Origin of the sequence: Pandoraea commovens, from assembly GCF_902459615.1 — a bacterium.
Lineage (GTDB): Bacteria > Pseudomonadota > Gammaproteobacteria > Burkholderiales > Burkholderiaceae > Pandoraea > Pandoraea commovens.
The window spans coordinates 613,129-639,094 of the sequence record NZ_CABPSA010000002.1; the positions used below are offsets into that span (position 1 = coordinate 613,129).

Consider the following 25,966-nt stretch of genomic DNA (forward strand, 5'->3'; position numbering starts at 1 on the left):
GTGCGCCTTCGTATGGAGGGTTTGGCGCACTCTCGTTTCAAATCGGATGGATGGGATAGGGTGGCTTAGGGGAGGGCGTGCGGGGCCTGTGCTAAAGCAACTGCGCGCCCATGCTGTGTTCCTGTGTGACGATGTGTTCGCGGCACATGAATTCGGCGCGATCGGGCTGACGTGCGGCAATCGCCTCGACAATCGCGTGATGCTGACGATGCGCGTACGCGATGATGTCGGCGTACTGGCGTCGGTCCTCATGACCGAACGCGACCGTGCGCGGGGCCACGAACGGCACCAGATTGCAGCGCGCGATAAACCCTTCGAGGAGCGGATTGCGCGCGCCGGTGACGAGCAGATCGTGAAAGCGCGCATTGAGCGACGCGTAGCCGATCTGCACTTCGGGCGTCATCTGATGGTCGGCGAGCAGCGCATCGCCTTCGGCCAGCAGTTCGCGCAGTTGCGTCAGCAATTCCGCACTCGCGCCTTTCTCGGCGAGCAAACGTGCGGCATAACCTTCGAGCGCGCCGCGCAGGTGCAACGCTTCGACGCTCTCGTCGCGGGTGTGCGCCCGCACTGCGTAGCCGCGTTGTCCGGCACGCACCACCAGCCCTTCTTCCGCGAGCACCGGCAACGCCTGACGCACCGGCATGCGCGAGACACCCAGTTGCTCGGCCAGCTTGGCTTCGGCCAGACGCTCGCCCGGCGCGAGTTCGCCCTTGAGGATCATTTCGCGCAGTTGGACCGTGGTCGGTGTGGGATGCAGCATGCGTCTCCTTTCGTTCGCTTACACGCGTGCCGGACAGACTGGGTGTGCCAGTACCGGCTTTTTTTCATTATGGGATCCCGTAATTCATAAACGCATCAGTAAATACCCTTGTTTATGCCAATACGGGATCCCGGATAGACTCGGGCCTGCATAAATTCGGGCGGTTTCATTCTGCGGCCCGGGCATGACAAGACAAGAAACGGAGACTTTCAGCGTGGCAAAGATCATTGGAGGGATCGGGACGTCGCACGTGCCGACCATCGGTGTGGCGTACGACAAGGGCAAGCAGCAGGACCCCGCGTGGGCGCCGCTGTTCCAGGGCTACGAGCCGGTAGCGAAATGGCTCGCGCAGAAGCAGGCGGACGTGCTCGTGTTCTTCTACAACGATCACGCCACGACGTTCTTCTTCGACATGTACCCGACGTTCGCGCTCGGCGTGGGTGAGTCGTTCCCGATTGCCGACGAAGGCGCGGGACTGCGTCCGCTGCCGCCGATTCGCGGCGATGTGGCCTTGCAGGCGCATATCGCCGAGTCGCTCGTGAACGACGAGTTCGACATCACGGTGTTCCAGGACAAACCGATCGATCACGGCTGCGCGTCGCCGTTGCCGCTGCTCTGGCCGCACAAGCCGGACTGGCCGGGCACGGTCGTGCCCATTGCCATCAATGTGCTGCAATACCCGCTGCCGACGGGCCGCCGTTGCTATCGCCTCGGGCAGGCGGTGCGTCGCGCCATCGAGTCGTACCCGGAAGACCTGCGTGTGGTCGTGGTGGGGACGGGCGGTCTCTCGCATCAGATTCACGGCGAGCGCGCGGGCTACAACGACGAATCGTGGGATCGCGAATTCCTCGACCTGCTGGAGAACGCACCGGAGAAGCTGACCGAGCTCAAGCACGTGGACTACGTCGAGCGTGGCGGCGCGGAGAGCGTCGAACAAATCATGTGGTTGTCGATGCGTGGCGCGATGGGTCCGCGCATCAAGCGTCTGCACCTGAACTACTACCTCGCGACGACGACCGCCATGACCGTCGCGCTCTACGAGGATGACGCCGCATGAATCCGCAACTCGAAGGTATCGAAGCGATCACCGGCACTTACGCGTTCGATCTGCGCGTGAGCAACCGCACGCTCAAGCTCAACCGCTTCTTCTGGCACATGATTCGCGCCGAGCATCGCGAGACGTTCCTGAACGATCCCGTCGCGGCCATGACCGCAGCCGGTCTCACGGTCGACGAGCAGGCGATGGTGCAGGCGCAGGACTGGCTCGGCCTCGTGCGTCACGGCGTGAACTTCTTTGTGCTGGAGAAGTTTGCGCGCGTGGTGCGCAAGACGAACCTCGAAGTCTATGCGCTCATGCGCGGCGAATCGCTCGAAGCGTTCATGGCCACGCGTCGCGTGCCGACCATGCGCTGACATGGCGATCGATACCGCCATCAGTCTGACCAACGCGCCGCCCGCGCCCCGGCTCGCGTGTCACGAACGCGGCACGTGGAGCCGTGCGCCGCAGAGCAACGACGCTACGCTGCTGGTTCGCAAGCTGCGCGGGTTGCGCGCGATGGTCGCGGTGCTGGAGTGCGATTCCGTCGCGCGCGCGGCCCGCATGCTGCATCTCTCGCAATCGGCCGTCGCCCGTTCCATCTCGGATATCGAGGCGGAATTGGGCTTTCCGCTGTTTCATCGCAGCGGGCGCGGGCTGATTCCGAACGCGGCCGGGCAACGGCTCGGCGTGCGCGCGACGCGTGCACTTGCGGAGCTGGCGAACGGCTATCGCGAAGCCTTCGCGGCGACGGCATCGCAAGCGGACGGCGGCGCGCGTGCCGCGAGCCGGTTCGCGGCGGTGGTCGCGCCGCAGCAACTCACGAGTTTCATCGCCGTCGCGGAACTGGGCAGCGGTCCGTTGGCGGCGACGCGTCTGCAATGCTCGCAGCCGACCATCCAGCGCAATCTCGATCAGCTCGAAGACCTCATCGGCATCAAGCTTTTCCGGCGTACGCCGCGCGGCACGCGTCTGACCGACGAGGCCGTTGCGCTGCTCGGTCCCGTCAAACGCGCGCTTGCCGAACTGGCGATTGCCGAAGACGAACTCGCGCCGTTCGGCGGACGCCAGCAAGGCACGGTCATCGTGGCGGCCTTGCCGCTATCGAGCGGCTTTCTGCTGCCGAAGGCCATCGACAGTCTGCTGCACAAGTCGCCGTATCTCACGGTGACAGTGGTCGACGGCACCTACGAAGCGCTGGTGCGTCAGTTGCGTCAGGCGGACGTCGACATGATCGTCGGCGCGCTGCGTGCGAACGACGTGCCGCCCGATATCCGTCAGGAAGCGCTTTTCGAAGATCACCTGTCGGTCGTCGCACGCGCGGACCATCCGTGCCTGACGTCCGGCAAGACGCCCACGCTCGCCGAACTCGCCGAGTACGGCTGGGTCAGCCCGCTGCCGTGCACGCCGGCGCGCGGGGTGTTCGAGCGCGTGTTTCACGCAGAAGGTCTCGCGTTGCCGAACACGCAGGTGCACGCGAGCAGTTCGCCGGTGGTGCGCGGATTGCTCTCGTCGAGCGATCGTCTCGCGTTGCTCTCGCCGGTGCAGATCACGTCGGAGTTGCGCACAGGGGAGCTGGCCGTAGTGCCGGTGACGTTGCAACATGCACGCCGTTCCATCGGTGTCGCCACGCGCCGCGATGGTTTGCTCTCGCCAGCGGCGGAACAGTTGCTCGACGAATTGCGCGCGCTTGCGCCGACGATGCAGCATCCGACGTAAATCCTTTGCAGGTCGCTTGCCGATGCCTCGGCGAGCGCGGCGAAAATCGCCGGATTCGCCATGACTTGCATGTCTCGCTTCACTCGCTCGCGCACGATTTTTCGACGGCGCGACGCCTCCTGACGACTGCCCGCCGTGCCTTGTGCGGCGGGCGTTCCACTCGCGGAACGTCTCTCGTCCCGCAGCGCGAAATTCCCCTCGCAAAAAACGTCTCGCAACGTAGGGGAAATCTCGGGGATATACGAAAAACGCAACGCTCGACGCGAGAAGGTCGTTCGACGCGCTCATTTCGTCTGCCTAAGCTGTCCCGGATACATAGAAAAGGCGCGCCAACCCCCGGCGCGGCTTCATGAAAAACGGATCGGTGCTACGACGCCGACGAGGAGACGACACCATGATGAAGCGCCATCTCTGGCTCGCTGTGGCACTTGCGAGCGTTTGCCAATTCACCGCTGTTTCGGTCGCGCGTGCCGAGGAAATCAAGGTCGGCGTGCTGGGTCTGTTCTCCGGCTCCGCATCGTGGTGGGGCACCGAGTACCGTCGCGGCCTCAACCTGTGGATGGAGCAGAACAAAAGCAAAGTCGGTGACGACACGATCGTGCTGCTGGAGCGCGACGAGGGCGGCGTGAACCCGCAACGCACGCGTCAGCTCGCTCAGGAACTCGTGGTGCGCGATCAGGTGCAGTACCTGTTCGGCGGCTCGTTCACGCCGAACGTGCTGGCCATGGCCGATGTCGTGAACCAGACCAAGACGCCGCTCGTCATCGGCAACTCGGGCACGTCGAGCGTCACGCTCAAGTCGCCGTACTTCGTGCGCACCGGCTTCACGCAGTGGACCGTGAGCGTGCCGCTCGTCGAGTACGCCGCGAAGAAGGGCGTGAAGAACGCGGCCATCGTGGTCGCCGACTTCGCCACCGGTTACGACGCCATCGATGCCTACAGCGAGACGTTCAAGAAGGCGGGCGGCAAGGTCGCCGTCGAAGTGAAGGTGCCGCTGGGCACGACGGACTTCTCCAGCTACCTGCAACGCGTGCGTGACGCCAAGCCGGACGCCGTCTTCATGTTCATGCCGGTCGGCCCGATGTCGGCAGGCTTCGTGAAGGCGTTCAAGGAGCGCGAACTCGACAAGGCAGGCATCCAACTGTTCGCCACGACCGAGACGATGGAGTCGGACCTGCCCGCGATTGGCGACAGCGCCCTGGGCACGATCACCGCACTGCACTACTCGCCGTTCCTCACGACGCCGGAAAACACCGCATTCGTGAAGGCCTACAAGGCGAAGTACGGCCCGGGTGCACTGCCGTCGATTGCTTCGGTGTCGGCTTACGACTCGATGACACTGATCGCACAGATGATCAAGGCGACCAAGGGCAAAAAGGACGCCGATAAGGCAATCGCCGCCGTGAAGGGTTACTCGTGGGTGAGCGCACGCGGTCCGGTGTCGATCGATCCGAAGACGCGTGAAATCGTGCAGAACGTGTACATCCGTCGCGTAGAAACCATCGACGGCAAGCTCGGCAACAAGCCGATCGACACGTACAAGTCGGTGGTCGAGCCGTGGCATATCAGCCACCCGGAAGTGGCCGCGAAGTAACGCAGGCGACGCCCCCCAAAGTTCGCTCTGTTCGTTAGGTTTCGGTAATTCCTCATGACGCAATCGCTTGCCACTTTCCTGTCGTTGTCGATTGACGGTGTGGCCTACGGGATGCTGCTGTTTCTCATCTCCGTGGGCCTCACGGTCACGCTCGGCGTGATGCGCGTGGTCAACCTCGCGCACTCCGCCTTTGCCATGATCGGCGGTTATTTCACCTTGTGGGCCATGCAGCGCGCCGGCCTCGATTTCTTCGTCGCCCTGCTCGTCGGCGTGCTCGGCACGATGGTGCTGGGCGCGATCCTTGAGCGCACGCTGTATCGCTGGGTCTACACGGCCAACGGTCTGGGGCAGTTGCTCATGACGATCGGCCTCGCGTTCATCATCTGCGCGCTTGCCAAGCACATTGCAGGCACGGAGTTGCAGACGATTCCGGTGCCGCAGGGTCTGCGCGGCACGTGGGACTTCGGGGCGTTCTCGGTGTCCGTGTATCGCATCTTCGCGCTGGTGTGCAGCGCGGTTGTGGCCTTCGGCATCTGGCTGGGGCTTGAGCGCACGTCGTTCGGTGCGAAGCTGCGCGCCGCCGTCGACAACCCGCGCATGGCGCGCTGCGTCGGCATCGACGTGCCGCTGGTCTTCTCGATCACGTTCGCCATCGGCTGTGGTCTGTCGGGGCTTGGCGGTGCGCTGTCGAGCCAGATCCTGCCGCTGGAGCCGTACTACGGCCTGAAGTATCTGGTGCTGGTGCTGATCGTGGTCGCCGCAGGCGGTCTGGGCAGCCTGCGCGGTTCGCTCTACGCCGGTCTGCTGCTCGGTCTGATCGACACGCTCGGCCGCTACTACGTGCCAGCACTCGGCGCCTTCATGATCTATCTGGCCGTGCTGGCCATTCTGCTGATCCGCCCGCAGGGGCTGGTCGGTCGTGCCTAAGCGGAGGGTGACGATGTCTCATACGAAACCCTCGCAAGCGCTGAACGGCGTGGTGCAAGTGGCACCGGCGCTGCGTCGCAAGCGCCTTGGCATGCTCGACGCGCTGCTGTTGCTCGCCGCCGTCGCCACGTACTTCTTCGCCGATCTGTATCTGGCGCTCGCCACGAGCGTGCTGATCATGATCATCTTCGCGCTCTCGCTCGATCTCGTGCAGGGCTACTGCGGCATTGAGACGCTGGGACACGCGGCGTTCTTCGGTAGCGGCGCGTATGCGGCCGGTCTGTTCGCACTGCACGTGTCGCCGAACCCGTTGCTGGGTCTGGTGGCCGGTGCCGTGGTGGCGGCCGTCGTCGGCCTGATCACCGGCATCGTGGTGCTGCGTGTGAGCGGGCTGACGCAGATCATGCTCACGCTTGCATGCGCCACACTGCTGTTTGAGGCGGGCAACATCGCCAAGTCCATCACGATGGGCGACGACGGTCTCACGGGCTACAGCATCGCACCGGTGCTCGGCATGTTCGAGTTCGACATCTACGGTCACACGGCGTATCTGTACGCGCTCGCGGTGCTGCTCGTCATCTATCTGTTCACGCAGTTTCTCGTGAACTCGCCGTTCGGTCTGACGGTGCAGGGCATTCGCGAGAACGCCATGCGCATGTCGCTGTTGGGTGTGCGCGTCGGTCTGCGTCGTCTGATGCTTTACACGATTGCCGCCGCTGTGGCCGGTGTCGCAGGCGCGTTGTCGGCGCAGGTCAACAACATCGTCGCGCTCGACACGTTGTCGTTCACGCTTTCGGCCAACGTCCTCGTGATGCTCGCCCTCGGCGGCACCGGACGCCTCTACGGCGCAGTGCTCGGCGCGGTCGTCTTCATGGTGCTGTCCGACCGTATCGCCGCCTTTGATCCGACGAACTGGCTCGCTGCCCTCGGCGTGTTGCTGATCGTCGTCGTGCGCTTCGCGCCGGACGGTCTCATCGGTTTGGTGGATCGGTTCGCGGCGCGTCTGCGTCGTTCGGCATCCGTGCCTGCCGCCGCACCTGCTCCGGCTGAGAACACCAAAGCAACGACCACGGACAAGGAGGTGACGCCGTGAGCGCTGCACTCGAAATTCAGGGACTGTCGAAGCGCTTCGGCCAACTCGACGTCACCCGCAACGTCACGCTGTCGCTGCCGGTCGGCGCACGTCACGCGCTGATCGGACCGAACGGCGCGGGCAAGAGCACGTTGATGAACCTGCTCACAGGCGTGCTCAAGCCGAACGCGGGCGTGGTGCGCGTGGGCGGCACCGACGTCACGTCGATGCCGTCGCACAAGCGCGTAAAGCTCGGTCTTGCACGCACGTTCCAGCTCAATACGCTGTTCGACACGCTCACGGTCGCCGAGAACGTAGGCCTCGCGCTCACGTCGCGACGCGGACTCGACGGTCGCATCGGCCGTCCGCTGGCGAATCGTCCGGCGGTGGTCGAGGAAGCGGCGGAGCGTCTGCGCGAGCTCGGAATGATCGATCTGGCAGGCAAGCGCATCAACGAACTCGCTTACGGCCAGCGTCGTCAGGTCGAGATTGCGCTGGGTCTCGCGCTCGATCCGAAGGTGCTGCTGCTCGACGAGCCGGTCGCGGGCGTGCCGTCGGGGCAGGGCCGCAAGTTGTTCGAACTGCTGGAACGTTTGCCCGCAGACGTCGCGGTGATGGTCATCGAACACGACATGGATCTGGTCTTCCGCTTCGCGCGCCGCATTACGGTGTTGGTCGAAGGCGCGGTGCTGATGGAAGGCGAGAAGGACGAAGTGCGCAGCGATCCGCGCGTGCGCGATATCTATCTGGGGCGTCGCCATCATGACTGACATTCTGCTCGAAGCCGGTGGGCTCAGTGCCGGGTATGGCGAAACCATCGTGCTCGAAGACCTGAGCCTGCGTGTGGCTGCTGGCGAAGCCGTCGCGATTCTCGGACGTAACGGCGTCGGCAAAAGCACGTTGCTGCTGAGCCTGCTCGGCCTCACCACGCGGCACGGCGGCGTGCTGCGTTATCGCGACGACGACATTACGTCGTGGCCTGCCTACAAGCGTGCCCGCGCCGGACTGGCGCTGGTGCCGCAGGAGCGCGAAATCTTCAAGTCGCTCTCCGTCGAAGAGAACCTGCAAGTCTCGGCGATGGGCGATGTCGCGAATGCTGCTGACGACAAAGGGGCCTGGACGCTGGAGCGCGTCTACGACCTGTTTCCGCGTCTGAAGGAGCGCCGTCGCAATCTGGGCAATCAGCTCTCGGGCGGCGAGCAGCAGATGCTCGCCATCGGCCGCGCACTGATCGGCAACCCCCGCGTGATTCTGTTCGACGAGCCGTTCGAAGGGCTCGCGCCCGTCATCGTCGATCAACTGGTCGACGCGTTCTGGAAGCTGCGTGCAGACGGCGGCATGGGCGTGGTGCTCGTAGAGCAGCACGCAGAACTGGGATTGGAACTCACCGACCGCGCGCTGGTGCTCGACCGGGGCCGTCAGGTCTGGGCGGGCCGCAGCAGCGATCTGGCCGCGTCGCCGGAATTGCTCGGCACGCTGGTCGGACTGGAAAGCGCCTGAGCGAGCGTCGCCGGGCCGCGCAACACGTATCAGAGTCAAACACATGAGCACAACACAGCACAGCAGCAACTCGGGATTGGCGGGCCTCGTCGTCAGCGCCCACTCGGCGGACTTCGTCTGGCGCGCGGCGGGCACGATCGCCACGCACGTCGCGCAGGGCTATCGCATGAAGATCGTCTGCCTGTCGTTCGGCGAGCGCGGCGAGTCGGCCAAGCTCTGGCGCAAGGGCGCCGAGATGACGGAAGCGAAGGTGAAGACCGCACGCCGTGAAGAGGCGCAACGCGCGGCCGACATTCTCGGCGCTGAGATCGAGTTCCTCGACATCGGCGACTACCCGATGCGCGTGTCCGACGAAACGCTGTTCCGACTCGTCGACATCTATCGCGACGTGCAACCCGCCTTCGTGCTGAGCCATTCGGAGAAAGATCCGTACAACTTCGATCACCCGCTGGCGATGCACGTCACGCAGGAAGCGCGGGTGATTGCGCAGGCCGAAGGCCACAAGCCCGGCGAGAAGATCATCGGCGCACCGGCGGTGCTGGCGTTCGAGCCGCATCAGACTGAGCAATGCGAGTGGATTCCGAACACCTTCGTCGACATCACGCCGGTGTGGGACAAGAAGCGCGCCGCCATCGAATGCATGGCCGGTCAGGAACACCTCTGGGATTACTACACGCGCGTGGCGCTGCAACGCGGTGTGCAGGCCAAACGCAACATCGGCATCACCGCGTCGCGCGACATCAAGTACGCGGAAGGGCTGATGCGTCTCACGCCGGTCGTTACGGAGCAACTGTCATGATTCGCGGCGTCGTCGTTCGTCAGATTCCCCGTGTCGATGCCGCCACGCTCGACATTCTGCGCAGCGCAGGCAGCGCCACCGTGCACGAGGCGCAAAGCCGTCTCGGCCTGATGGCCACCTATCTGCGTCCGATCTACGCCGGTGCGGCGGTGGCCGGTAGCGCCGTCACCGTGCTCGCGCCGCCGTCCGATAACTGGATGCTGCACGTTGCGGTCGAGCAGGCACAGCCGGGCGACATCGTCGTGGTCGGCGTGACGTCGCCGTGCGACGACGGGTACTTCGGCGATCTGCTCGCCACGTCGATGAAAGCGCGCGGCGTTGCCGGGCTGATCATCGACGCCGGTTGCCGCGACATCGGCACGCTCACGCAGATGCAATTCCCGGTGTGGTCGAAGGCCATCTCGTCGCAAGGTACGGTCAAGGAAACGCTCGGCTCGGTGAACGTGCCGGTCGTGTGCGCGAACCAGATCGTCAACCCGGGCGACGTGATCGTGGCGGATGACGACGGTGTCGTCGTGGTGCCGTTCGCCACGGCGCAGGCCGTCGCGAAAGCGGCCGCGGCACGCGGTGCGGACGAAGCCTACAAGCGCGGCGTACTCGCGGGCGGCACGCTCGGCCTCGATTACTACAAGATGCGCGAACGTCTTGCCGCGAAGGGCCTGCGCTACGTCGACTCGCTCGACGAGTTGCAAGGCGAGTGAGGGGCGCGACTTGGGCGAGCTAAAGCATTCTCAGACGCGCATTTGCGCCGCCGTCATGCGGGGAGGCACCTCGAAGGGGTTGTACTTCCTCGCGGACGACCTGCCCACGGACGCCGCCACGCGCGACGCCGTGCTGCTCGCTGCGATGGGTTCGCCCGATGCGCGTCAGATCGACGGCATGGGTGGCGCGAACCCGCTCACGAGTAAGGTCGCCATCGTCTCGCGCGCTACGCGTGCGGACGCCGACGTCGACTATCTCTTTGCACAGGTCGTGGTCGACGAAGCGCGTGTCGACTACGGACAGAACTGCGGCAATCTCCTCGCGGGCGTGGGACCGTTTGCGATTGAGCGCGGACTCGTCGCGGCAACGGGCGATGTGACCGACGTTGGTATTCACATGGTTAACACGGGACAAGTGGCGGTCGCTACCGTGCAGACTCCGGGCGGCGTGGCGAAGTACGACGGTGACGTGGCCATCGACGGGGTGCCCGGTACGGCCGCCCCCATTCCGCTAATGTTCCGCGACACCGCCGGGTCGTCGTGCGGCGCGTTGTTTCCGACGGGCCAGCGTCAGGACGTCGTCGAAGGCGTCACCGTCACGTGTATCGATAACGGCATGCCGCTGGTGCTGATGCGCGCTACGGATCTGGGTTGCACGGGCGCCGAGTCCTGGCAGCAACTCGAAGCGGATGCGCAGTTCCAGCCGATGCGTGAACGCATCGAAGCGATTCGTCTCGCCGTCGGCTCGCGTATGAATCTGGGCGACGTGCGCTCGCGCACGGTGCCGAAGATGTGTCTCGTTGCGGCACCCCAAGCTGGCGGTGCACTTGCGACGCGTTGCTTCATTCCGCATCGCTGCCACTCGTCCATCGGTGTGCTGGCGGCTGTGAGCGTAGCGACGGCGGCCGCACTGCCAGGCACCGTCTGTCACGAGATGGCCGTGGTGCCGGATGGCGATGCGCCGCTCGTGTCCATCGAACATCCGACGGGCGAATTCACCGTACGTCTGACGCTTGGTCTCGATGCCGAAGGGCAGACCGACGTCACGGGCGCGGGCTTGCTGCGAACCGCGCGTTGGCTATTTGACGGCGACGTGTGCATTCCGACTCGCGTGTGGGCGCAAGGAGAGGCGTCATGAGTCAGGAACGTTTGCCGTTGCTGCTGTTGCCCGGCCTGCTCTGCGATCAGGTGGCGTGGGCTGCCACTGCCGCGTTGCTACCGGCATTCGATTGCCGCGTGCCCGCATGGGGTGCGCTCGACACCATCGGCGCAATGGCCGACCACGTGCTGGCCACCACGCCGGAGCCGCGTTTCGCGCTGGCCGGACATTCGATGGGCGGGCGCGTCGCGCTTGAAGTCGTGCGCCGTGCGCCGCAGCGCGTGAGCCATCTCGCATTGCTCGACACCGGCTATCAGGCGTTGCCCGACGGTGAGGCTGCTGAGAAGGAGCGCAGCGGTCGCGCTGCGTTGCTCGCTCGTTCGCGTGAGGAAGGCATGCGCGCGATGGGGCAGGTCTGGGCGACGGGCATGGTGCATCCGGACCAGATCGGCACGCCGCTGTTCGACGCCATTCTCGACATGATCGAGCGCAGCAACCCCGATCAGTTCGCTGCGCAGATCCATGCGCTGTTGGGCCGTCCGGATGCGACCGCCCAGCTGAGCGACGTGCGTTGCCCGACGCTCGTGCTGTGCGGACGACAGGACACGTGGAGCCCGCTCGCGCGTCACGAAATCATGGCCGGGTTGATTCCGGGCGCGGTGCTGAGTGTGGTGGAGCACAGCGGTCACATGAGTCCGATGGAACGCCCTGAAGCCGTGGCTGCCGCCATGCGCGCGTGGTTGTCGTTGCCGTCGACCGACGGGGTGACGTCGTGACGCAGTACACGCAAGCCACACCAACACCCGAGGCCGTCGACCAGCAAACGCTCGACGCGTTGCTCGCCAAGCAAGCGTGTCACGACCTCGTGATGCGCTTCGTCATGTGCAACGACCGTCGCGATCCGCAGGGACTGGCGGCGTTGTTCTCGGAGAAGGGGGTGCTGGTGCGCCCTAACGGCGAAACGCTCGTCGGCCCAGCGGCGATTGCGGCGGCGTACGCCGAGCGTCCGGCTGACCGGTTGACGCGGCATCTCGTCGGCAACGTGCTGATCGAGGTGACGTCGGCTACGGGTGCAATTGGCAGCAGCACCGTGCTGCTTTGGAGTGGCTCGGCGCAGGACGTGCCGGGACCGTTCGGACGTCCGGCGCAGGGCCGTCAGGTGATGGGTGAATTCGAGGACACGTTCGTGCGCACGGCGCAGGGATGGCGCATCGCGCGGCGCGAAGCGCGTTTCACTTTCGTACGCGAAGCATGAAGCAAGGCGTGAGGCAAAAACAGCACCTCACGTCGCGCCATAAAACAACGGGGACCGAGGCCGGTGTGCAGCACAGGAGGCGGCAGCGGTGACCCGAAAGAGCAAGCAATGCAGTACCGGAGGCGGCCGCAGTGCCGTCCCAACAAGGCCGGACCGGTGACGCTGTCGATGGTCCGGAGGTTGAGGTTTGGAGTAGCTGTGTATTCAAAAACAAGGGGACAGAAGTGAAAGTGAAACACGCATTGGCCGCTGGCCTGCTGCTGGGTGCAGGCCTGGCGCACGCGCAAAGCAACGTGACGCTGTACGGGATCGTCGATACCGGCATCGCCTATTACAACAATGCTGCCAATGGCGGCAGCTTCGTCGGCGAACCGACCCTCACGGGCAAGGTGCCGTCGCGCTTCGGTTTCAAGGGTGTCGAAGACCTGGGTGGCGGTCTCAAGGCCGTCTTCACGTTGGAAAACGGCTTTCAGCCGGGCATCGGCAGTCTGAACTACGGCGGACGTCTGTTCGGTCGTCAGGCCAACGTCGGTCTGTCCAGCTCGTGGGGCACCGTGCTCATCGGCCGTCAGAACAACATGACGTTCTACGTGACGGGCAATGCGGACGTGATCGGACCGTCGATTTTCTCGCTCGCCAGCATCGACCCGTACATCGCCAATGCGCGTAGCGACAGCGCCATCGGGTACATGGGCAAGTTCTCCGGCGTGACGGTCGGTGCGACGTACAGCTTCGGGCGCGATGCATCGTCCGCAGGTGGTCCGTCGGCCACGAACTGCGCGGGCAACGTCGCTGGCAACTATCAGGCCTGTAAGCAATTCACGGGCTTGCTCGGTTACGACTACGAGAACTTCGGCATTTCGGCGTCGTACGACCAGATGCGCGGCAACACCGGCGCGGCTGCACCGCTGACCAGCTCGCAGTACACCGATTCGCACTCGGTCATCAACGCGTATTACAAGTGGTCGACGGGGCGCGTGGGCGGCGGCTGGATTCACCGCAACGTGAGCGCCGATGCCGCATCGCTGCGCTCGGACATCTACTTCATCGGCTTCACCTATCTGCCGACGATCACCTGGGCGTTCGACGCACAGGCCATCCGTTATCAGTTGAAGAGCCGCGCTAACGCCACGATGCTCATCGGCCGCGCCACGTACTCGCTCTCGAAGCGTACGTCGCTGTATGGCATGGCGGGCTGGGTGGCGAACAGCCAGAACGGTGCAGTGGCGATTGCCGCTGGCGGTTCGGTGGTCACCGGTGGCAACCAGTTCGGTACGATGCTGGGCATTCAGCACACGTTCTGACGCTTGAGTCTTAGCAAGCGCGGCACCGCGCAGCGAGCACGTGTGGGGCGTCCGGGGGGGCGAATCGCACGTGGCGCGGTGCTGCGTCACTCCCTGTTGCGCGGCGGCGTCGTGGTGGCGTGCCGCGCATAACGAGCGAGTGATCCGGCAGACGTCGTGCGGCGTGACCGTGTGCAGCCGAACATTCCCCGAGCGGCACCATTGCGCATGATTTTCCTGCCCGGCCCGGGCTATGATGCCAAGCAGGCACTGGCGAGCGAGAAGCGAATCCCGGGCCGAGGTTTTTTCCTCATGAACCCCTCCGTATGACGCAACCGATGGCCCCCTCCGCGACGCTGGCCGAAGGCCTTTCCGTGAGCGCACGCCGTATTGCCGTGCCATCCATTCTGCTGGGCACCTTCCTCGGTAATCTCGATGCATCGATTGCCAATGTGGCATTGCCGACCATTGCGCGCGATCTTGTCGCCGATCCCGCCTCGACGGTGTGGGTCGTCAACGCTTACCAACTGATTTTTGCGATGGCCGTGCTGCCGCTGGCGGCGCTGGGCGAAAAGCTCGGCTATCGGCGCGTGTTCCTGCTCGGCGTGGCTGGCTTCACGCTGGCATCGCTCGGCTGTGCGCTCGCCCCGTCGCTCTCCTGGCTTGTCGCGGCGCGCGTGGTGCAGGGGCTCTGCGGTGCGTGCATGTCGACCATCGTCCCCGCGTTGCTGCGCATGGTGTTTCCGCCGCACATGGGTGGACGCGCGATCTCGCTGCTGGCGCTGACCGTTGCGCTGTCGACGGCGGCCGGGCCGAGCGTGGCGGCGGTCATTCTCACCCTGGGCGACTGGCGCTGGCTGTTCGCCATCAATCTGCCCATCGGGCTGGTTGCGCTGGGCGCGTCGTACCGGTTCCTGCCACGCACGCCGGCGGCCGAGCGGCGCATCGACGTGCCCGGAGCGTTGCTCAATGCCGCAACGCTCGCGCTCATCATCATCGGACTCGGTCATATCGGCGAAGCCGGGCATCACGGTGTCGCCGCGTTGCAGATCGCGCTTGGACTCATCGTGGCGGTGGTGCTCGTGCGGCATCAGCGCAGTCGTCAGACGCCGCTGCTGCCGCTCGATCTGATGCGGGTGCCGGTGCTGGCGCTGTCGTCGCTGACGTCCGTCGCCTGTTATATGGCGCAGACGCTGGCCTACGTCGGCATGCCGTTTCTGTTGCAGCACACGTTCGCGCGCAGTGAAGCCGCGACCGGCCTGTTGATTACGCCGTGGCCGCTGGTGATCGTGTTCATCGCGCCGCTCGCCGGACGGTTGTCGGATCGCTTCGACAGCGCGCGCATGAGTGCGCTGGGACTGGGTATGTTCGCGGTGGGGCTGGCATCGCTGGCGTGGTTGCCAGCGGACGCGAGCGACTGGGGCATCGCCTGGCGGATGGTGATCTGCGGGGTGGGCTTCGGCTTCTTCCAGACGCCGAACAACCGCATCATCATGATGGGCGCGCCGCGCGAGCGTAGCGGCGCGGCAAGCGGTCTGATGACGATGGCCCGGACCGTTGGCATGACGCTCGGGGCGGCTGTGGTGGCGCTGCTGTTCGATCTCTATGGCGATCACGGGGCGCACGCGGCGATGGTGAGCGCGACGATACTCGCGGCGCTGGGCGGTGGCGTCAGCCTGCTGCGAGTGCGGGCGAAGGCGCGCGCGGGCTGAGCCAAGGGGGCGCCTCGATGGCGCACCCGACGTTCGGCACCTCGGGACGTAATGCCCGCGCCGAGCGGAGTTTCTGATACTGCGATGCTTACTTCAACGCCTCAATCTTGGCCAGCCAGGCCGCGAAGTGCGGGCAATCGCGTCGAATGGCGTCCATTCCGATGTCACAAGCAATCAGCGGTCCATGGAACGTTTTCTGATATTCGGACATGGCGGCAAGAATGCGCTTTGACGGTGCCGTTTGAGGGCTATCGTTAATATCTTCCGGTGACGTCGTTTTGCGAATGGCGCGCAACGGATCGAGAGCGCGATCTTCGTCTGTCCATTGCTCGAACGCCGCGATATCTACGAACAAGAGGGCCTCGAACTCGTGGACTAGCAGGTTAGGTATGAAGTTGGGTCGGCCAATGTCTTTGGCGAGTTCTGCTTCAAGGAAAGAGGCCTTGTCCCTTCCACTCCTGTTAGCCGGATAGGCGGGAGATGCCTTTCCCGGAAAGTCTTCGGGAAGCCCGTAGAGATCGAAAAATGTCGTGACATGAGCTTCTCGATGCTGCTTGCACAGTTGCTCGATCTGCCATCGGACCTTTCCATAGCTCACAACCCCGCCTCGGTGGCCGGGGCTAGTGCGTACGATAATCGGTGTCAGGTAATGGCCCAACGGCGAGTAATGTGGGACCAGCAATTCATTGACGAACGCTTCCTCGGTTTGCCCCTCCACTAGTAAGTAGACGCGGCTCATCGACCGGGCCTCCCGCCGAGGACATTCTTCTTCCAGAGTTCGCCGAGCGTGTAGTCCTCCAGCCACTCTGCCAATGCTCCGGTGTCGGGGCGTTTGAATGTTGATGCGCCACCACGTTTGTCGACGACGATCAGGTCTTCTGCGTCGAATTCGTTAACCAACTCTACCGACTGGGTAGAGGCGATCAACTGATGTTCTTGCGATGCTGACTTCATCAAACCGGCCAGTACGGAGATCGCGAATGGGTGAAGACCGAGTTCGGGCTCGTCGATCAGAATGGCGGCAGGCATAAATTCCTTCGGCTGAAGCAGAACGGTCGCAAGACAAATGAATCGCAGCGTGCCGTCTGAGAGAGCACTTGCTGTGAATGGCTCGTCTTGCCCGCTTTCCGTCCACTCCAGTTGGATCGTGTCCTTGTTGGCGACGGTGGGTCTCAAATGGAAGTCCCCGAAGAATGGCGCCACAAGGCGTGTCGTTTTCACGATTCGCGAGTAGTGTTCCGCGTGATGATCTTTCAGTCTTAATAAGAAGGCCGCCAGATTCCTTGCGTCGTCCCGGAGATACTCGTTGTCATTGATGTTGTGAATCTGTTTGACGAGGGCGCTGCTGCTAGTGTCATGAAAGTGATACAGACGCCAGCTGCGCATGGCGGGGACCACGTACGAGTAGATGCGCGTAAGACCTTTTTGAGATTCGGCATAAGATTCGAAGTGACCGGACGTGGGGTTCCAGTCTCCGTGCATGTTCCACCAAAACGCCTCTCGATAGAACATCATCCGATTGTCTTGCGTTGGACGCAGCCTGAAGCGATAACCGTTATTTCCGAAATACAGTTCGGCTTCCAGTTGCTCGGTCTTCTTGCGCCCAAAGTGCAGCAACGCATCCGGGCCGCCAGCCAGACCAACGGCGACCTGCAATTGTCGGTCGAGAATTTTATTGATCAGGCGGAAGAAGCCAATGAAGTTGGACTTTCCTGCCCCGTTGGCACCGATTAGGATGTTGAGACGCCCAAGATCCAGAGAGCACTCCGCGATCGACTTGTAGCCACGAAGAACCAGTCGTGAGATTTGGTCCGAGTCATTGACTTGTTTCATGTTGTTCACCCATAGCGTTCTAGCGGGTATGCGCTCAACGCGGTGCAATACGCGGTGAACGACGACTATTTGTGAGGATTGTATCAGTCGGTTTCCATTGATTTCGCGGTGTACGCGCGCTAGCATCTTGCCTTGCTGAGACCCCCGTCGCGTTCGCGACGATGGTCATGTTCACGTATCTCCTCGCAAAAATCCGCTATCTCCGTGTCTTCTTCTCACGTTCTGAGCCGGCGACGCCGGGCGCACCTCGCCCGTAGCGAGCACGGCACGCGCGGTCCGGTCTGGCTGTTCGATCTGGACAACACGCTGCATCGCGCGTCTCACGCGATCTTTCCGCGCATCAACCGCGCGATGACCGCCTATATCGTCGAGAAGCTGGGGCTGCCGCACGACGAAGCGAACCTCCTGCGCTCGACGTACACCGAGCGCTACGGCGCGGTACTGCTCGGGCTGATCCGACATCACGCCATCGACCCGCACGAGTTTCTCGCGCAAGTCCATGAACTACCGCCGCTGGCCGAGGTGCTGCGCGCCGAGCGCGGCATCGCTCGTCTGATGGCCGGTCTGCCGGGGCGCAAGATTCTGCTGACCAATGCACCGGCGCACTACGCCATGCCGATCGTCGAGGCGTTGGGAATCGGCCGTCATTTCGAGCGGTTCGTGAGCATCGAGGACATGGCGGACCGACGTGGCTGGCGCGCCAAACCCGACCCGACGATGTTGCGCCGTCTGCTTGTGCGCGAGGGACTGACACCCTCGAACACCTGGCTTGTCGAGGACACGCGCTCGCACCTGAAGCACCTGCGGCATTTCGGCATCAAGACGGTTTGGATCACGGGACATCTGCCGGTGAGAAACAGTCTTGGCAAGGTTATGGCGCGAAGTGGCCGCCCACACTTCGTAGATATCAAAGTACAATCTCTGCGCGAGTTAAGGGCGTACCTGGCGACCGGGGCAGGTGCCAGGCATGTGAGGGGCAAGTGACGGGCCGGTAAGGGCTCCGTCAGGTTCCCGCGCCCAGTCCCTGACCGCGCGACGATTACATAATCCCAACTGATAACGACCAGACGATGCAGCAGGAAAACTCTTCGAACGGCGCCGGTTTCGGCACCGCCGACGCGCTGGAGGCCATGCCCGCGCCCGCGCCGGTGAAGACCACCCGTCCCAAACCGGGCGAGCGCCGTGTGCAGGTGTTGCAGACCCTCGCGGCCATGCTTGAGACGCCCAAGGGCGAGAAGATCACCACGGCCGCCCTCGCGGCGCGTCTCGATGTCTCCGAAGCGGCGCTCTATCGCCACTTCGCGAGCAAGGCCCAGATGTTCGAAGGCCTGATCGAATTCATCGAGCAGACCATCTTCGGCCTGATCAACCAGATTTCCGCACAGGATCAGGACGGCGTGACGCAAGCGCGCGCCATCGTGCTGATGCTGCTCGGTTTCGCCGAGAAGAACCCCGGCATGACGCGCGTGCTGACCGGCGAAGCGCTGGTCGGCGAACACGAGCGTCTGCAAGAGCGCATGAACCAGTTGCTCGACCGCATCGAAGCGTCGCTGCGTCAGGTGCTGCGTCTGGCCGCGGCGCAAGGCACGCTGCCCGAGACGTTCGACGCGAACTCGCGCGCCAACCTGCTCGTCTCGTACGTGCTGGGTCGCTGGCACCGTTTCGCCAAGAGCGGCTTCAAGCGCTCACCGACCGAAGGCGCCGAGCCGCAAGTGGCTGCATTGCTGCGCTAATACCGGCAGCAGCAGCTCGTCTGCGCCGAGTGCGCAGATTACGTTATACTTTTGCAACGCGTGGCAGGGCTGACGACACATCGTCCGGCCTTGTTGCGATGACTGGCGCGCCGATTTGGTGACTCGCTTGCGGGCGCGCGAATGACTCGGACGGAGGATCTCCAGGATCTTCGGTTTGAGACATTCAATAAAAATGCGGCTAAAGAGGTCGTTCGCGCACCCCGCCGTTTTTCCGTCGACCCCTTTTCCCGCACAGTTCAGGACATCGTCCGTCGATTCGTATTGACGATGACGCTGACCCCGGCATGTTTCGGACAGGGATTTATGGAATCTTCAATCGGAATCGTCACGCCGCAGCGGATGCATTTCGCTGAGCCGCTGGCACTGCAAAACGGCAGCACCCTCGCAGGCTACGACCTGATGGTCGAGACCTATGGCGAGCTCAATGCCGATCGCAGCAACGCCGTGCTGGTGTGTCACGCGCTCAACGCGTCGCATCACGTAGCGGGCATCGCTGCCGACAACCCCAAGGACATCGGCTGGTGGGACAACATGGTCGGTCCGGGCAAGCCGCTCGACACCAACCGCTTCTTCGTCATCGGCGTGAACAATCTCGGTTCGTGCTTCGGCTCGACCGGGCCGATGAGCCTCGACGAAACCACCGGCACGCCGTACGGCGCGCGCTTCCCTGTCGTGACGGTCGAAGACTGGGTCAATGCGCAGGCCCGCGTGGCCGACGCCTTCGGTATCCGCAAGTTCGCCGCCGTGATGGGCGGCAGTCTGGGCGGCATGCAGGCGCTGGCGTGGAGCATCATGTATCCCGACCGGGTGGGGCACTGTCTGGTCATTGCGTCCACGCCCAAGCTCTCGGCGCAGAACATCGCCTTCAACGAGGTTGCACGCTCGGCAATTCTTTCCGATCCCGATTTCCACGGCGGCGACTATTACGCGCACGGTGTGGTGCCGCGTCGAGGCTTGCGCGTGGCGCGCATGATCGGGCACATCACCTATTTGTCCGACGAGGACATGGCGACCAAGTTCGGCCGTGCGCTGCGACGTGCCGAAGCGCTGGTCGACGAGGTGAAGGACGGCAGCGGTAACGGTAATGGCAACGGCAAAGACGACGGTTATCGCTTCAGCTTCGACGTGGAGTTCGAAGTTGAGTCGTACCTGCGCTATCAGGGCGACAAGTTCGCCGAGTACTTCGACGCCAACACCTACCTGCTGATCACGCGCGCGCTCGATTACTTCGACCCGGCGCGCACGGTCGGTGGCGATCTGGCGAAGGCGCTATCGCACACGTCCGCGAAATATCTGATCGTGTCGTTCGCGACCGACTGGCGTTTCGCCCCGGCGCGTTCGCGCGAGATCGTCAAGGCGCTGCTCGACACGCGCCGCACCGTGAGCTACGCCGAGATCGACGCTCCGCACGGTCACGACGCCTTCCTGCTCACCGATGCGCGCTATCACAATCTGGTGCGCGCTTACTACGAACGTATCGCTCAGGAGGTCGGCGTATGAGCCAGTCCACCGCCCCGATCGACAGTGCGCAGGCCGCGCAACTGGCGGCGTCGCGTCATCGCATTTCGGCCTCGCTCGCGGATCGCCCCGACTTTCGTGTCATCGCGCGATGGATCGAGCCGTCCTCGCAAGTGCTGGACCTCGGTTGTAGCGACGGGTCTTTGCTGCGTCTGCTGACCGACGAACTCGACGTGAGCGGCTACGGTATCGAGATCGACGACGCGGGCGTGCTGGCGTCCGCGCAGCGCGGCATCAACGTCATTCAGCAGAACATGGAAGACGGCCTGAAGCTGTTCGAAGATCAGAGCTTCGATACCGTCATCCTGTCGCAGACGTTGCAGACCATTCACCGCACGGCGGACATTCTGCGCGAGACGGTGCGCGTGGGACGCGAAGCGATCGTGTCGTTCCCGAACTTCGGCTACTGGCCGCATCGGCTGTCGGTGTTGCAAGGACGCATGCCGGTGTCGAAGAGCCTGCCGTTCCAGTGGCACAACACGCCGAACGTGCGGGTGCTGACGATCAAGGACTTCGAAGCGCTGGCGCCGGACGTCGGTGTGAAGATTCTGGATCGTGCGGTCCTGCACAATGGGCGACTGGTCTCGGTGGGGGCGAACTGGCGTGGTAGTCTTGCGGTCTATCGCGTCAAGCGTTCCTGAACCGACGGCAGCTTGCGGGGCAGCGTAGCGCCGGACCCCGCGTAGCCATAGACGTCGGGGGGCCGGGCGCCGTGCATCGCAGGCGGCTGGCCCCAATTGTCCTTTCCATGACCGATTCGCTGCGGCCCGACGACGGGCGCGTCTTCCACCCCACGCGGATGCTCATCTGCGTGATTCTCGGTTTTACCTCCGGCTTGCCGCTCTTCATCCTGCTCAATCTGGTGCAGGCATGGTTGCGCAGCGAGCACGTGGATCTCAAATCGATCGGCCTGTTCGCGCTGATCCAGTTTCCTTACACGTGGAAGTTTCTGTGGGCACCGCTCATGGACCGCTTCGCGCCCAATTTTCTGGGATGGAAGCCGGGGCGGCGTCGCGGGTGGATGTTCGTCACGCAATTGCTGGTGGCGGGCGCGGTCGCGATCATGGGCACCTATTCGCCGCAGCGCGATCTGATGACGATTGCTGCACTGGCGGCGGCGCTGGCGTTCTTCAGCGCGAGTCTGGACATTTGTCTGGATGCCTACCGACGCGAGTTGCTGTCCGATCGCGAGCAGGGGCTGGGCACGGCGATGCACGTGAACGCGTACAAGGTGGCGGGGCTGGTGCCGGGGTCGCTAGCGCTGATCATGGCCGACCATCTGCCGTGGTCGCAGGTGTTCTTCGCGACGGCGGCGTTCATGCTGCCGGGCATCGTGATGACGCTGGTGGTGAAGGAGCCGGAGATTCGCGGCACGCCGCCGAAGACGTTGCGCGAGGCGGTCGTGGAGCCGTTCCACGAGTTCGTGACGCGCGGCGGCTGGTCGCAGGCGTTGCTCGTGCTGGCGTTCATCTTTCTGTACAAGCTGGGCGACTCGATGGCGACGTCGCTGGCCACGTCGTTCTATCTGGATCTGGGCTTTACGAAGACGCAGATCGGCGTGGTGGCGAAGGCGACGAGTCTGTGGGCGAGCGTGGCGGGCGGCATCATCGGCGGGATCTGGCTGATCAAGCTGGGCATCAACCGTGGGTTGTGGGTGTTCGGGGTGTTGCAACTGGTGTCGGTGCTGGGCTTCGCGTGGCTGGCCGAGGCCGGTGCGGTGGTGGCGGGACTGGGCGCGGTGATCGCGTTCGAGGCGTTCACGGCGGGGCTGGGAACGGCGGCGTTCACGGCCTACATTGCGCGCACGACGGACCCGCGTTACACGGCGACGCAGTTCGCGCTATTCACGAGTCTGGCGTCGGTGCCGCGCACGTTCGCGAACGCGGGGACGGGCTACATCGTGGACGGCGTCGGCTGGTTGACGTTCTTCCTCATCTGCACGGTATTGGCCGTTCCGGGCATGCTCCTTCTGCCCAAAGTCGCGCCGTGGGGCGCCGACGACGACGGCGGCGATGGCGTGCCTGCTGCGGGTGGGGCGCGGTAAAACCCCGTTCGGCGTCGACAAAACAAAAAGGCCAATCCCTCATCAAGGATTGGCCTTCGCTTTTCCGGCTTCTACGACGTGCCGTGCTTACAGCGCGTGGTCGTAATCGACGATCAGCGGAGCGTGGTCGCTGAACTTGATGTCGCGGAACACCGAGGTCGTCTTCGCCTTGCCTGCGATGCCCGGCGTGGCGATCTGGTAGTCGATGCGCCAACCGACGTTCTTCGCATACGCCTGTCCGCGATTGCTCCACCACGTGTACTGCTCCGCACGCTGATCCAGCGTGCGGAAAACGTCCACGTAGCCGTGGTCGTCGAACAACTGCGAGAGCCACGCGCGCTCTTCCGGCAGGAAGCCCGAGTTCTTCAGGTTGCCCTTCCAGTTCTTGATGTCGATTTCCTTGTGCGCGATGTTCACATCGCCGCACAGCACGACTTCGCGTCCCTCGGCCTTGAGCGCCAGCAAGTGCGGCATGAAGTCGGCCATGAAGCGGAACTTGGCTGCCTGACGCTCTTCGCCGCTCGACCCCGACGGAATGTATACCGAGATCACCGACAGATTGCCGTAACGCACTTCGACATAACGCCCCTCGGCGTCGAACTCGCTGTTGTTCCAGCCGATCACGATGTCGTCGGGCTCGCGTCGCACGTACACGCCGGCGCCGCTGTAACCCTTCTTCTCCGCATAGTGGAAGTAGCCCTGATAGTCGTGCGGCTTGAGGAAGTCCGGCGTCATGTCCGGCAATTGGGCCTTGATTTCCTGAACGCAGAGGATGTCGGCGTCCTGATTGCCGAACCACTCGAAAAAGCCCTTCTTGGAGGCGGATCGCACGCCGTTCAAATTCGCGGTAATGATGCGCATGAGTCTCGATGTGTCGCGCCGCTCTCGCGCCCGTGGAACGCGATGCAACGGCAAAAGGGGGAAATTTATCAGCGGCAAGGATACCGCAATCGCCGATTCCCGTCGGATGACAGCCACGTCCGCTATCCGCGAATCACTTGCGTCGCGCACCACCTGCGATAGCCGCCTTCGTTTCGCCGTCGCCACCCGGCCCGAGGATGTCGCGCGCCAGCGCGAGCCAGCGTCGCGCCGCATGCGACAGATACGAGTCGCGTCGCCATGCCATCGCCAGATCCCACGGAATTTCCGGATCGCGTACGTCCGTCATCACGAAACGTTTCGGGTCCAGCCGCGCGCAGAACGGCTCCGGTAGCAGTGCGATGCCTACGCCGTTGTCCACCATCGACGCAATGAAGTCCCACTGACTCGAGCGTCCCGCGATCTTCGGCGTGAAACCCGCGCGCTGACACGCGGCGATCACCAGCTCCGATAACGCAAACCCCTCGCCATAGAAGACGAAGGGCTCGTCGCGCAGCTCGCCGAGGCCGACAGAGGCGCGGCCCTCCCAACGCGATTCCCGGGGCGCGATCAGACGCAACTGGTAATGACAGACAGGCAGCACATCCAGCACGGTCGGGTCGATGGGCAGCAGCACCGCGCCCAGCTCGATCTCGCCCGCCAGTAACGCCTGCTCGATGGCCCGCGAGCCGGTCTCGAACAGCTTCATCTCGATATCGGGGTAGTGCTGATGGAACGCGCCGATCACCGGGATGAACAGGTCGCCGCCCAATGGCGGGATGCCGATCGACAGCTCGCCGCGCGACACCGTCTCCAGATCCGCCAGCTCCTGTTGCAGACGGGCATGGGCAGCGAGCACGTCCTGACCGCGCTCGAAGACGACGCGTCCAGCGTCGGTTAACTGAAGCCGTCGACCCATACCGCGCTCCTCGCGCAACATGAGCGGTGTGCCCAGTTCGTCCTCCAGCGCCTTGACCATTTTGCTCACCGTCGGCTGGGTGACAAACAAGGCTTCGGCCGCCGCCGTGAAGCTCTGCTGTCGCACAACCTCCACAAATCCTCGCAACGCACGCAGTTCCATTTTGGTTCTCTCGTCTGCACCTCAATGGTGCAATTCCCCCAAAAGCCTCGTCCAGCAAGGCTTTCTTATGCACTATTAGGGTTAATGCTTAAATTATTCCAATTTGGAATCGTTTTAATACGACTAATTCATTATATTTATGTTGCGCCGCTTCCTATACTGCTTTCCATATCCAGGAAAACCCTTAGGGAGTCAGCCATGACCAAGATGATCGCCAGCCGTCTGTACAGCCGTAGCAAAGGCGTCGTTGGTGTGCTTTGGCAAATTGCGCTCCTGACGGGAATCTATCTGGCGGCCGATGCTGCGTCGCGTCATTTTCATCTGCCCCTGCCGGGTGGCGTGCTGGGCTTGCTCGTCGTCGTCGCGCTGCTCATGAGCGGCGTGCTGAAGACGGAGAAGATCAAGCGTGGCGCAGACTGGTTTCTGGCCGAGATGATTCTCTTCTTCGTGCCGCTGGTCGCCGCCGTCATGCAATACACCGATCTGCTGCGTCAGGAAGGCCTGCAACTGCTGGCCGTGATCGGCGTCGGCACCACGCTCGTGATGATCTCGACCGCGCTGGCCGTCGACTTCGCCTGCCGCGCCGAGCGCCGTCTGAAGCTGGCATTCGCCCGTATTCCGGCCCGCCGTGCGCATGCGCACGATGGTCGCTGATGTATTACGTACCCGACGCCGTTCGCGCCGCTATTCAAGCCGATCGCACTCGCAGGGAATTGTCATGAATCATACGGCGCTCCTGCTGCTCGCTCTCACCGTCTTCTTCTATTACGTGTCGAAGCGCCTTTATGCGCGCTTCGGCAAGGTGTGGCTCGGCCCGGCGATTCTTGCGCCGATCCTCGTCATCGGCGTAATGATTGGCGGCGATATTTCGTATACGACGTACATCGCCGATTCCCGCTGGCTTGTGTGGCTGCTGGGGCCGACGACCATCGCCTTTGCGGTGCCGATTTACGAGCATCGCGACATCATTCGCCGCCATGCCTTCGCGTTGACGTTCGGCGTGCTGGTCGCGATGGTCGTGGCGGTGGGTAGTTCCTATGTCCTCGCGAGGCTGTTCGAATTGCCGCCGGAGATGGCGCGCAGTCTGCTTGCCCGTTCGATCTCGACGCCGTTCGCGCTCGTTGTGTCGGATCAGGTCGGCGGTTCGCGCGATCTGGTCGGCCTCTTCGTCATCATCACTGGCCTGATCGGCATGTTGCTGGGCGAGGCGCTGCTGTCGTGGCTGCCGTTGCGTACGCGTATGGCGCGCGGTGCCCCGTTCGGCGCGGGCGCTCATGGCTTCGGCACGGCCAAGGCGCGCCAGATCGGTGGCGAAGAAGGCGTTGTCGCCAGTCTCGTCATGATGATCAACGGCGTGCTCATGGTGCTTGCCGCCCCGCTGATTGCCCATCTTCCCGTCTGACAAAAATAACCCTTCGGAC

General features: G+C 63.6%; 27 protein-coding genes. 22 read left to right on the forward strand and 5 right to left on the reverse strand.

The annotated features are described in order from the left end of the window. Positions 1–91: 91 nt before the first annotated feature. Positions 92–760 carry a GntR family transcriptional regulator gene (locus PCO31010_RS08910; protein ID WP_039394814.1) on the reverse strand — a complete coding sequence of 223 codons (669 nt, stop codon included), beginning with the start codon at positions 758–760 and terminating at the stop codon, positions 92–94. Positions 761–974: 214 nt separating this feature from the next. Here PCO31010_RS08910 and PCO31010_RS08915 point away from each other — a divergent pair, with 214 nt between their 5' ends. From PCO31010_RS08915 to PCO31010_RS08985, 15 genes are all read left to right on the forward strand, one after another. Beyond that, positions 975–1,817, forward strand: coding sequence for a gallate dioxygenase (locus tag PCO31010_RS08915; RefSeq protein WP_150663930.1), 843 nt, complete (start codon positions 975–977; stop codon positions 1,815–1,817). Beyond that, on the forward strand, positions 1,814–2,173 hold the full coding sequence (locus PCO31010_RS08920) for a protocatechuate 3,4-dioxygenase (protein ID WP_150663931.1): 360 nt from the start codon (positions 1,814–1,816) through the stop codon (positions 2,171–2,173). The genes PCO31010_RS08915 and PCO31010_RS08920 overlap by 4 nt, the downstream gene beginning before the upstream one ends. A gap of 1 nt (position 2,174) precedes the next feature. After that, positions 2,175–3,515: a LysR family transcriptional regulator gene (locus PCO31010_RS08925; RefSeq protein WP_150663932.1), complete on the forward strand. Its 1,341-nt coding sequence runs from the start codon at positions 2,175–2,177 to the stop codon at positions 3,513–3,515. A 394-nt stretch (positions 3,516–3,909) separates the two neighbouring features. Further along, positions 3,910–5,109, forward strand: coding sequence for an ABC transporter substrate-binding protein (locus tag PCO31010_RS08930; protein ID WP_150663933.1), 1,200 nt, complete (start codon positions 3,910–3,912; stop codon positions 5,107–5,109). A 54-nt stretch (positions 5,110–5,163) separates the two neighbouring features. Continuing rightward, positions 5,164–6,036: a branched-chain amino acid ABC transporter permease gene (locus PCO31010_RS08935; RefSeq protein ID WP_150663934.1), complete on the forward strand. Its 873-nt coding sequence runs from the start codon at positions 5,164–5,166 to the stop codon at positions 6,034–6,036. Between the two features lie 13 nt (positions 6,037–6,049). Continuing rightward, the gene (locus tag PCO31010_RS08940; RefSeq protein ID WP_150663935.1) at positions 6,050–7,129 is read left to right on the forward strand and encodes a branched-chain amino acid ABC transporter permease; all 1,080 of its coding nucleotides are present in this window, start codon (positions 6,050–6,052) and stop codon (positions 7,127–7,129) included. Then, on the forward strand, positions 7,126–7,878 hold the full coding sequence (locus PCO31010_RS08945) for an ABC transporter ATP-binding protein (protein ID WP_150663936.1): 753 nt from the start codon (positions 7,126–7,128) through the stop codon (positions 7,876–7,878). Before PCO31010_RS08940 ends, PCO31010_RS08945 begins: the two co-directional genes overlap by 4 nt. Beyond that, the gene (locus PCO31010_RS08950; RefSeq protein WP_150663937.1) at positions 7,871–8,608 is read left to right on the forward strand and encodes an ABC transporter ATP-binding protein; all 738 of its coding nucleotides are present in this window, start codon (positions 7,871–7,873) and stop codon (positions 8,606–8,608) included. The genes PCO31010_RS08945 and PCO31010_RS08950 overlap by 8 nt, the downstream gene beginning before the upstream one ends. Positions 8,609–8,651: 43 nt before the next feature. Then, complete coding sequence (locus tag PCO31010_RS08955) at positions 8,652–9,407, forward strand: PIG-L deacetylase family protein (RefSeq protein ID WP_150663938.1); 756 nt, start codon at positions 8,652–8,654, stop codon at positions 9,405–9,407. Then, positions 9,404–10,108, forward strand: coding sequence for a 4-carboxy-4-hydroxy-2-oxoadipate aldolase/oxaloacetate decarboxylase (locus PCO31010_RS08960; RefSeq protein ID WP_174984535.1), 705 nt, complete (start codon positions 9,404–9,406; stop codon positions 10,106–10,108). The genes PCO31010_RS08955 and PCO31010_RS08960 overlap by 4 nt, the downstream gene beginning before the upstream one ends. 10 nt (positions 10,109–10,118) lie before the next feature. Then, entirely contained in the window at positions 10,119–11,246 is a 1,128-nt protein-coding gene (locus PCO31010_RS08965) for a 4-oxalomesaconate tautomerase (protein ID WP_281357721.1), read from the forward strand. Next, positions 11,243–11,983, forward strand: coding sequence for an alpha/beta fold hydrolase (locus PCO31010_RS08970; protein ID WP_150663939.1), 741 nt, complete (start codon positions 11,243–11,245; stop codon positions 11,981–11,983). The genes PCO31010_RS08965 and PCO31010_RS08970 overlap by 4 nt, the downstream gene beginning before the upstream one ends. Next, entirely contained in the window at positions 11,980–12,462 is a 483-nt protein-coding gene (locus tag PCO31010_RS08975) for a nuclear transport factor 2 family protein (protein WP_246184516.1), read from the forward strand. The genes PCO31010_RS08970 and PCO31010_RS08975 overlap by 4 nt, the downstream gene beginning before the upstream one ends. Positions 12,463–12,686: 224 nt before the next feature. Beyond that, on the forward strand, positions 12,687–13,766 hold the full coding sequence (locus tag PCO31010_RS08980; RefSeq protein ID WP_425495008.1) for a porin: 1,080 nt from the start codon (positions 12,687–12,689) through the stop codon (positions 13,764–13,766). Positions 13,767–14,071: 305 nt separating this feature from the next. Then, positions 14,072–15,457: an MFS transporter gene (locus PCO31010_RS08985; protein ID WP_246184517.1), complete on the forward strand. Its 1,386-nt coding sequence runs from the start codon at positions 14,072–14,074 to the stop codon at positions 15,455–15,457. A gap of 88 nt (positions 15,458–15,545) precedes the next feature. Here PCO31010_RS08985 and PCO31010_RS08990 read toward each other — a convergent pair whose 3' ends face one another. Together PCO31010_RS08990 and PCO31010_RS08995 are read right to left on the reverse strand one after the other, a co-directional pair. After that, positions 15,546–16,196, reverse strand: a complete 651-nt coding sequence (locus tag PCO31010_RS08990) for a DUF4276 family protein (protein WP_150663940.1) — start codon at positions 16,194–16,196, stop codon at positions 15,546–15,548. Next, positions 16,193–17,290 carry an AAA family ATPase gene (locus PCO31010_RS08995; RefSeq protein WP_150663941.1) on the reverse strand — a complete coding sequence of 366 codons (1,098 nt, stop codon included), beginning with the start codon at positions 17,288–17,290 and terminating at the stop codon, positions 16,193–16,195. The genes PCO31010_RS08990 and PCO31010_RS08995 overlap by 4 nt, the downstream gene beginning before the upstream one ends. Before the next feature lie 204 nt (positions 17,291–17,494). Between PCO31010_RS08995 and PCO31010_RS09000 the strand changes: the two genes are divergently transcribed. From PCO31010_RS09000 to PCO31010_RS09020, 5 genes are all read left to right on the forward strand, one after another. After that, entirely contained in the window at positions 17,495–18,274 is a 780-nt protein-coding gene (locus tag PCO31010_RS09000) for an HAD-IA family hydrolase (RefSeq protein WP_039394853.1), read from the forward strand. 86 nt (positions 18,275–18,360) lie between these two features. After that, positions 18,361–19,023: a nucleoid occlusion factor SlmA gene (slmA, locus tag PCO31010_RS09005; RefSeq protein ID WP_150663942.1), complete on the forward strand. Its 663-nt coding sequence runs from the start codon at positions 18,361–18,363 to the stop codon at positions 19,021–19,023. A gap of 324 nt (positions 19,024–19,347) precedes the next feature. After that, the gene (gene metX, locus PCO31010_RS09010) at positions 19,348–20,544 is read left to right on the forward strand and encodes a homoserine O-succinyltransferase MetX (protein ID WP_150663943.1); all 1,197 of its coding nucleotides are present in this window, start codon (positions 19,348–19,350) and stop codon (positions 20,542–20,544) included. Next, a complete protein-coding gene (gene metW / locus PCO31010_RS09015) occupies positions 20,541–21,203 on the forward strand; it encodes a methionine biosynthesis protein MetW (RefSeq protein WP_246184518.1) in 663 nt (220 codons plus the stop codon). Before metX ends, metW begins: the two co-directional genes overlap by 4 nt. Before the next feature lie 107 nt (positions 21,204–21,310). Then, entirely contained in the window at positions 21,311–22,606 is a 1,296-nt protein-coding gene (locus tag PCO31010_RS09020) for an AmpG family muropeptide MFS transporter (RefSeq protein ID WP_150663944.1), read from the forward strand. 87 nt (positions 22,607–22,693) lie between these two features. On the opposite strand, the gene PCO31010_RS09025 is transcribed toward PCO31010_RS09020, so the two are convergent. Both PCO31010_RS09025 and PCO31010_RS09030 read right to left on the reverse strand, forming a co-directional pair. After that, a complete protein-coding gene (locus PCO31010_RS09025; protein WP_150663945.1) occupies positions 22,694–23,467 on the reverse strand; it encodes an exodeoxyribonuclease III in 774 nt (257 codons plus the stop codon). A 133-nt stretch (positions 23,468–23,600) separates the two neighbouring features. Next, complete coding sequence (locus tag PCO31010_RS09030; protein ID WP_150663946.1) at positions 23,601–24,545, reverse strand: LysR family transcriptional regulator; 945 nt, start codon at positions 24,543–24,545, stop codon at positions 23,601–23,603. A 198-nt stretch (positions 24,546–24,743) separates the two neighbouring features. Here PCO31010_RS09030 and PCO31010_RS09035 point away from each other — a divergent pair, with 198 nt between their 5' ends. Both PCO31010_RS09035 and PCO31010_RS09040 read left to right on the forward strand, forming a co-directional pair. Continuing rightward, the gene (locus tag PCO31010_RS09035) at positions 24,744–25,199 is read left to right on the forward strand and encodes a CidA/LrgA family protein (protein WP_150663947.1); all 456 of its coding nucleotides are present in this window, start codon (positions 24,744–24,746) and stop codon (positions 25,197–25,199) included. Between the two features lie 64 nt (positions 25,200–25,263). Continuing rightward, positions 25,264–25,947, forward strand: a complete 684-nt coding sequence (locus PCO31010_RS09040) for an LrgB family protein (RefSeq protein WP_150663948.1) — start codon at positions 25,264–25,266, stop codon at positions 25,945–25,947. Positions 25,948–25,966 lie beyond the last annotated feature (19 nt).

What these genes read in the sequence shown, in the direction of transcription:
- PCO31010_RS08910 (WP_039394814.1), bottom strand. Translation starts at nt 760, where the DNA reads ATGCTGCATCCCACACCGACCACGGTCCAACTGCGCGAAATGATCCTC.
- PCO31010_RS08920 (WP_150663931.1), top strand. Translation starts at nt 1,814, where the DNA reads ATGAATCCGCAACTCGAAGGTATCGAAGCGATCACCGGCACTTACGCG.
- PCO31010_RS08925 (WP_150663932.1), top strand. Translation starts at nt 2,175, where the DNA reads ATGGCGATCGATACCGCCATCAGTCTGACCAACGCGCCGCCCGCGCCC.
- PCO31010_RS08930 (WP_150663933.1), top strand. Translation starts at nt 3,910, where the DNA reads ATGATGAAGCGCCATCTCTGGCTCGCTGTGGCACTTGCGAGCGTTTGC.
- PCO31010_RS08935 (WP_150663934.1), top strand. Translation starts at nt 5,164, where the DNA reads ATGACGCAATCGCTTGCCACTTTCCTGTCGTTGTCGATTGACGGTGTG.
- PCO31010_RS08940 (WP_150663935.1), top strand. Translation starts at nt 6,050, where the DNA reads ATGTCTCATACGAAACCCTCGCAAGCGCTGAACGGCGTGGTGCAAGTG.
- PCO31010_RS08950 (WP_150663937.1), top strand. Translation starts at nt 7,871, where the DNA reads ATGACTGACATTCTGCTCGAAGCCGGTGGGCTCAGTGCCGGGTATGGC.
- PCO31010_RS08955 (WP_150663938.1), top strand. Translation starts at nt 8,652, where the DNA reads ATGAGCACAACACAGCACAGCAGCAACTCGGGATTGGCGGGCCTCGTC.
- PCO31010_RS08960 (WP_174984535.1), top strand. Translation starts at nt 9,404, where the DNA reads ATGATTCGCGGCGTCGTCGTTCGTCAGATTCCCCGTGTCGATGCCGCC.
- PCO31010_RS08970 (WP_150663939.1), top strand. Translation starts at nt 11,243, where the DNA reads ATGAGTCAGGAACGTTTGCCGTTGCTGCTGTTGCCCGGCCTGCTCTGC.
- PCO31010_RS08985 (WP_246184517.1), top strand. Translation starts at nt 14,072, where the DNA reads ATGACGCAACCGATGGCCCCCTCCGCGACGCTGGCCGAAGGCCTTTCC.
- PCO31010_RS08990 (WP_150663940.1), bottom strand. Translation starts at nt 16,196, where the DNA reads ATGAGCCGCGTCTACTTACTAGTGGAGGGGCAAACCGAGGAAGCGTTC.
- PCO31010_RS08995 (WP_150663941.1), bottom strand. Translation starts at nt 17,290, where the DNA reads ATGAAACAAGTCAATGACTCGGACCAAATCTCACGACTGGTTCTTCGT.
- slmA (WP_150663942.1), top strand. Translation starts at nt 18,361, where the DNA reads ATGCAGCAGGAAAACTCTTCGAACGGCGCCGGTTTCGGCACCGCCGAC.
- metX (WP_150663943.1), top strand. Translation starts at nt 19,348, where the DNA reads ATGGAATCTTCAATCGGAATCGTCACGCCGCAGCGGATGCATTTCGCT.
- metW (WP_246184518.1), top strand. Translation starts at nt 20,541, where the DNA reads ATGAGCCAGTCCACCGCCCCGATCGACAGTGCGCAGGCCGCGCAACTG.
- PCO31010_RS09020 (WP_150663944.1), top strand. Translation starts at nt 21,311, where the DNA reads ATGACCGATTCGCTGCGGCCCGACGACGGGCGCGTCTTCCACCCCACG.
- PCO31010_RS09025 (WP_150663945.1), bottom strand. Translation starts at nt 23,467, where the DNA reads ATGCGCATCATTACCGCGAATTTGAACGGCGTGCGATCCGCCTCCAAG.
- PCO31010_RS09030 (WP_150663946.1), bottom strand. Translation starts at nt 24,545, where the DNA reads ATGGAACTGCGTGCGTTGCGAGGATTTGTGGAGGTTGTGCGACAGCAG.
- PCO31010_RS09035 (WP_150663947.1), top strand. Translation starts at nt 24,744, where the DNA reads ATGACCAAGATGATCGCCAGCCGTCTGTACAGCCGTAGCAAAGGCGTC.
- PCO31010_RS09040 (WP_150663948.1), top strand. Translation starts at nt 25,264, where the DNA reads ATGAATCATACGGCGCTCCTGCTGCTCGCTCTCACCGTCTTCTTCTAT.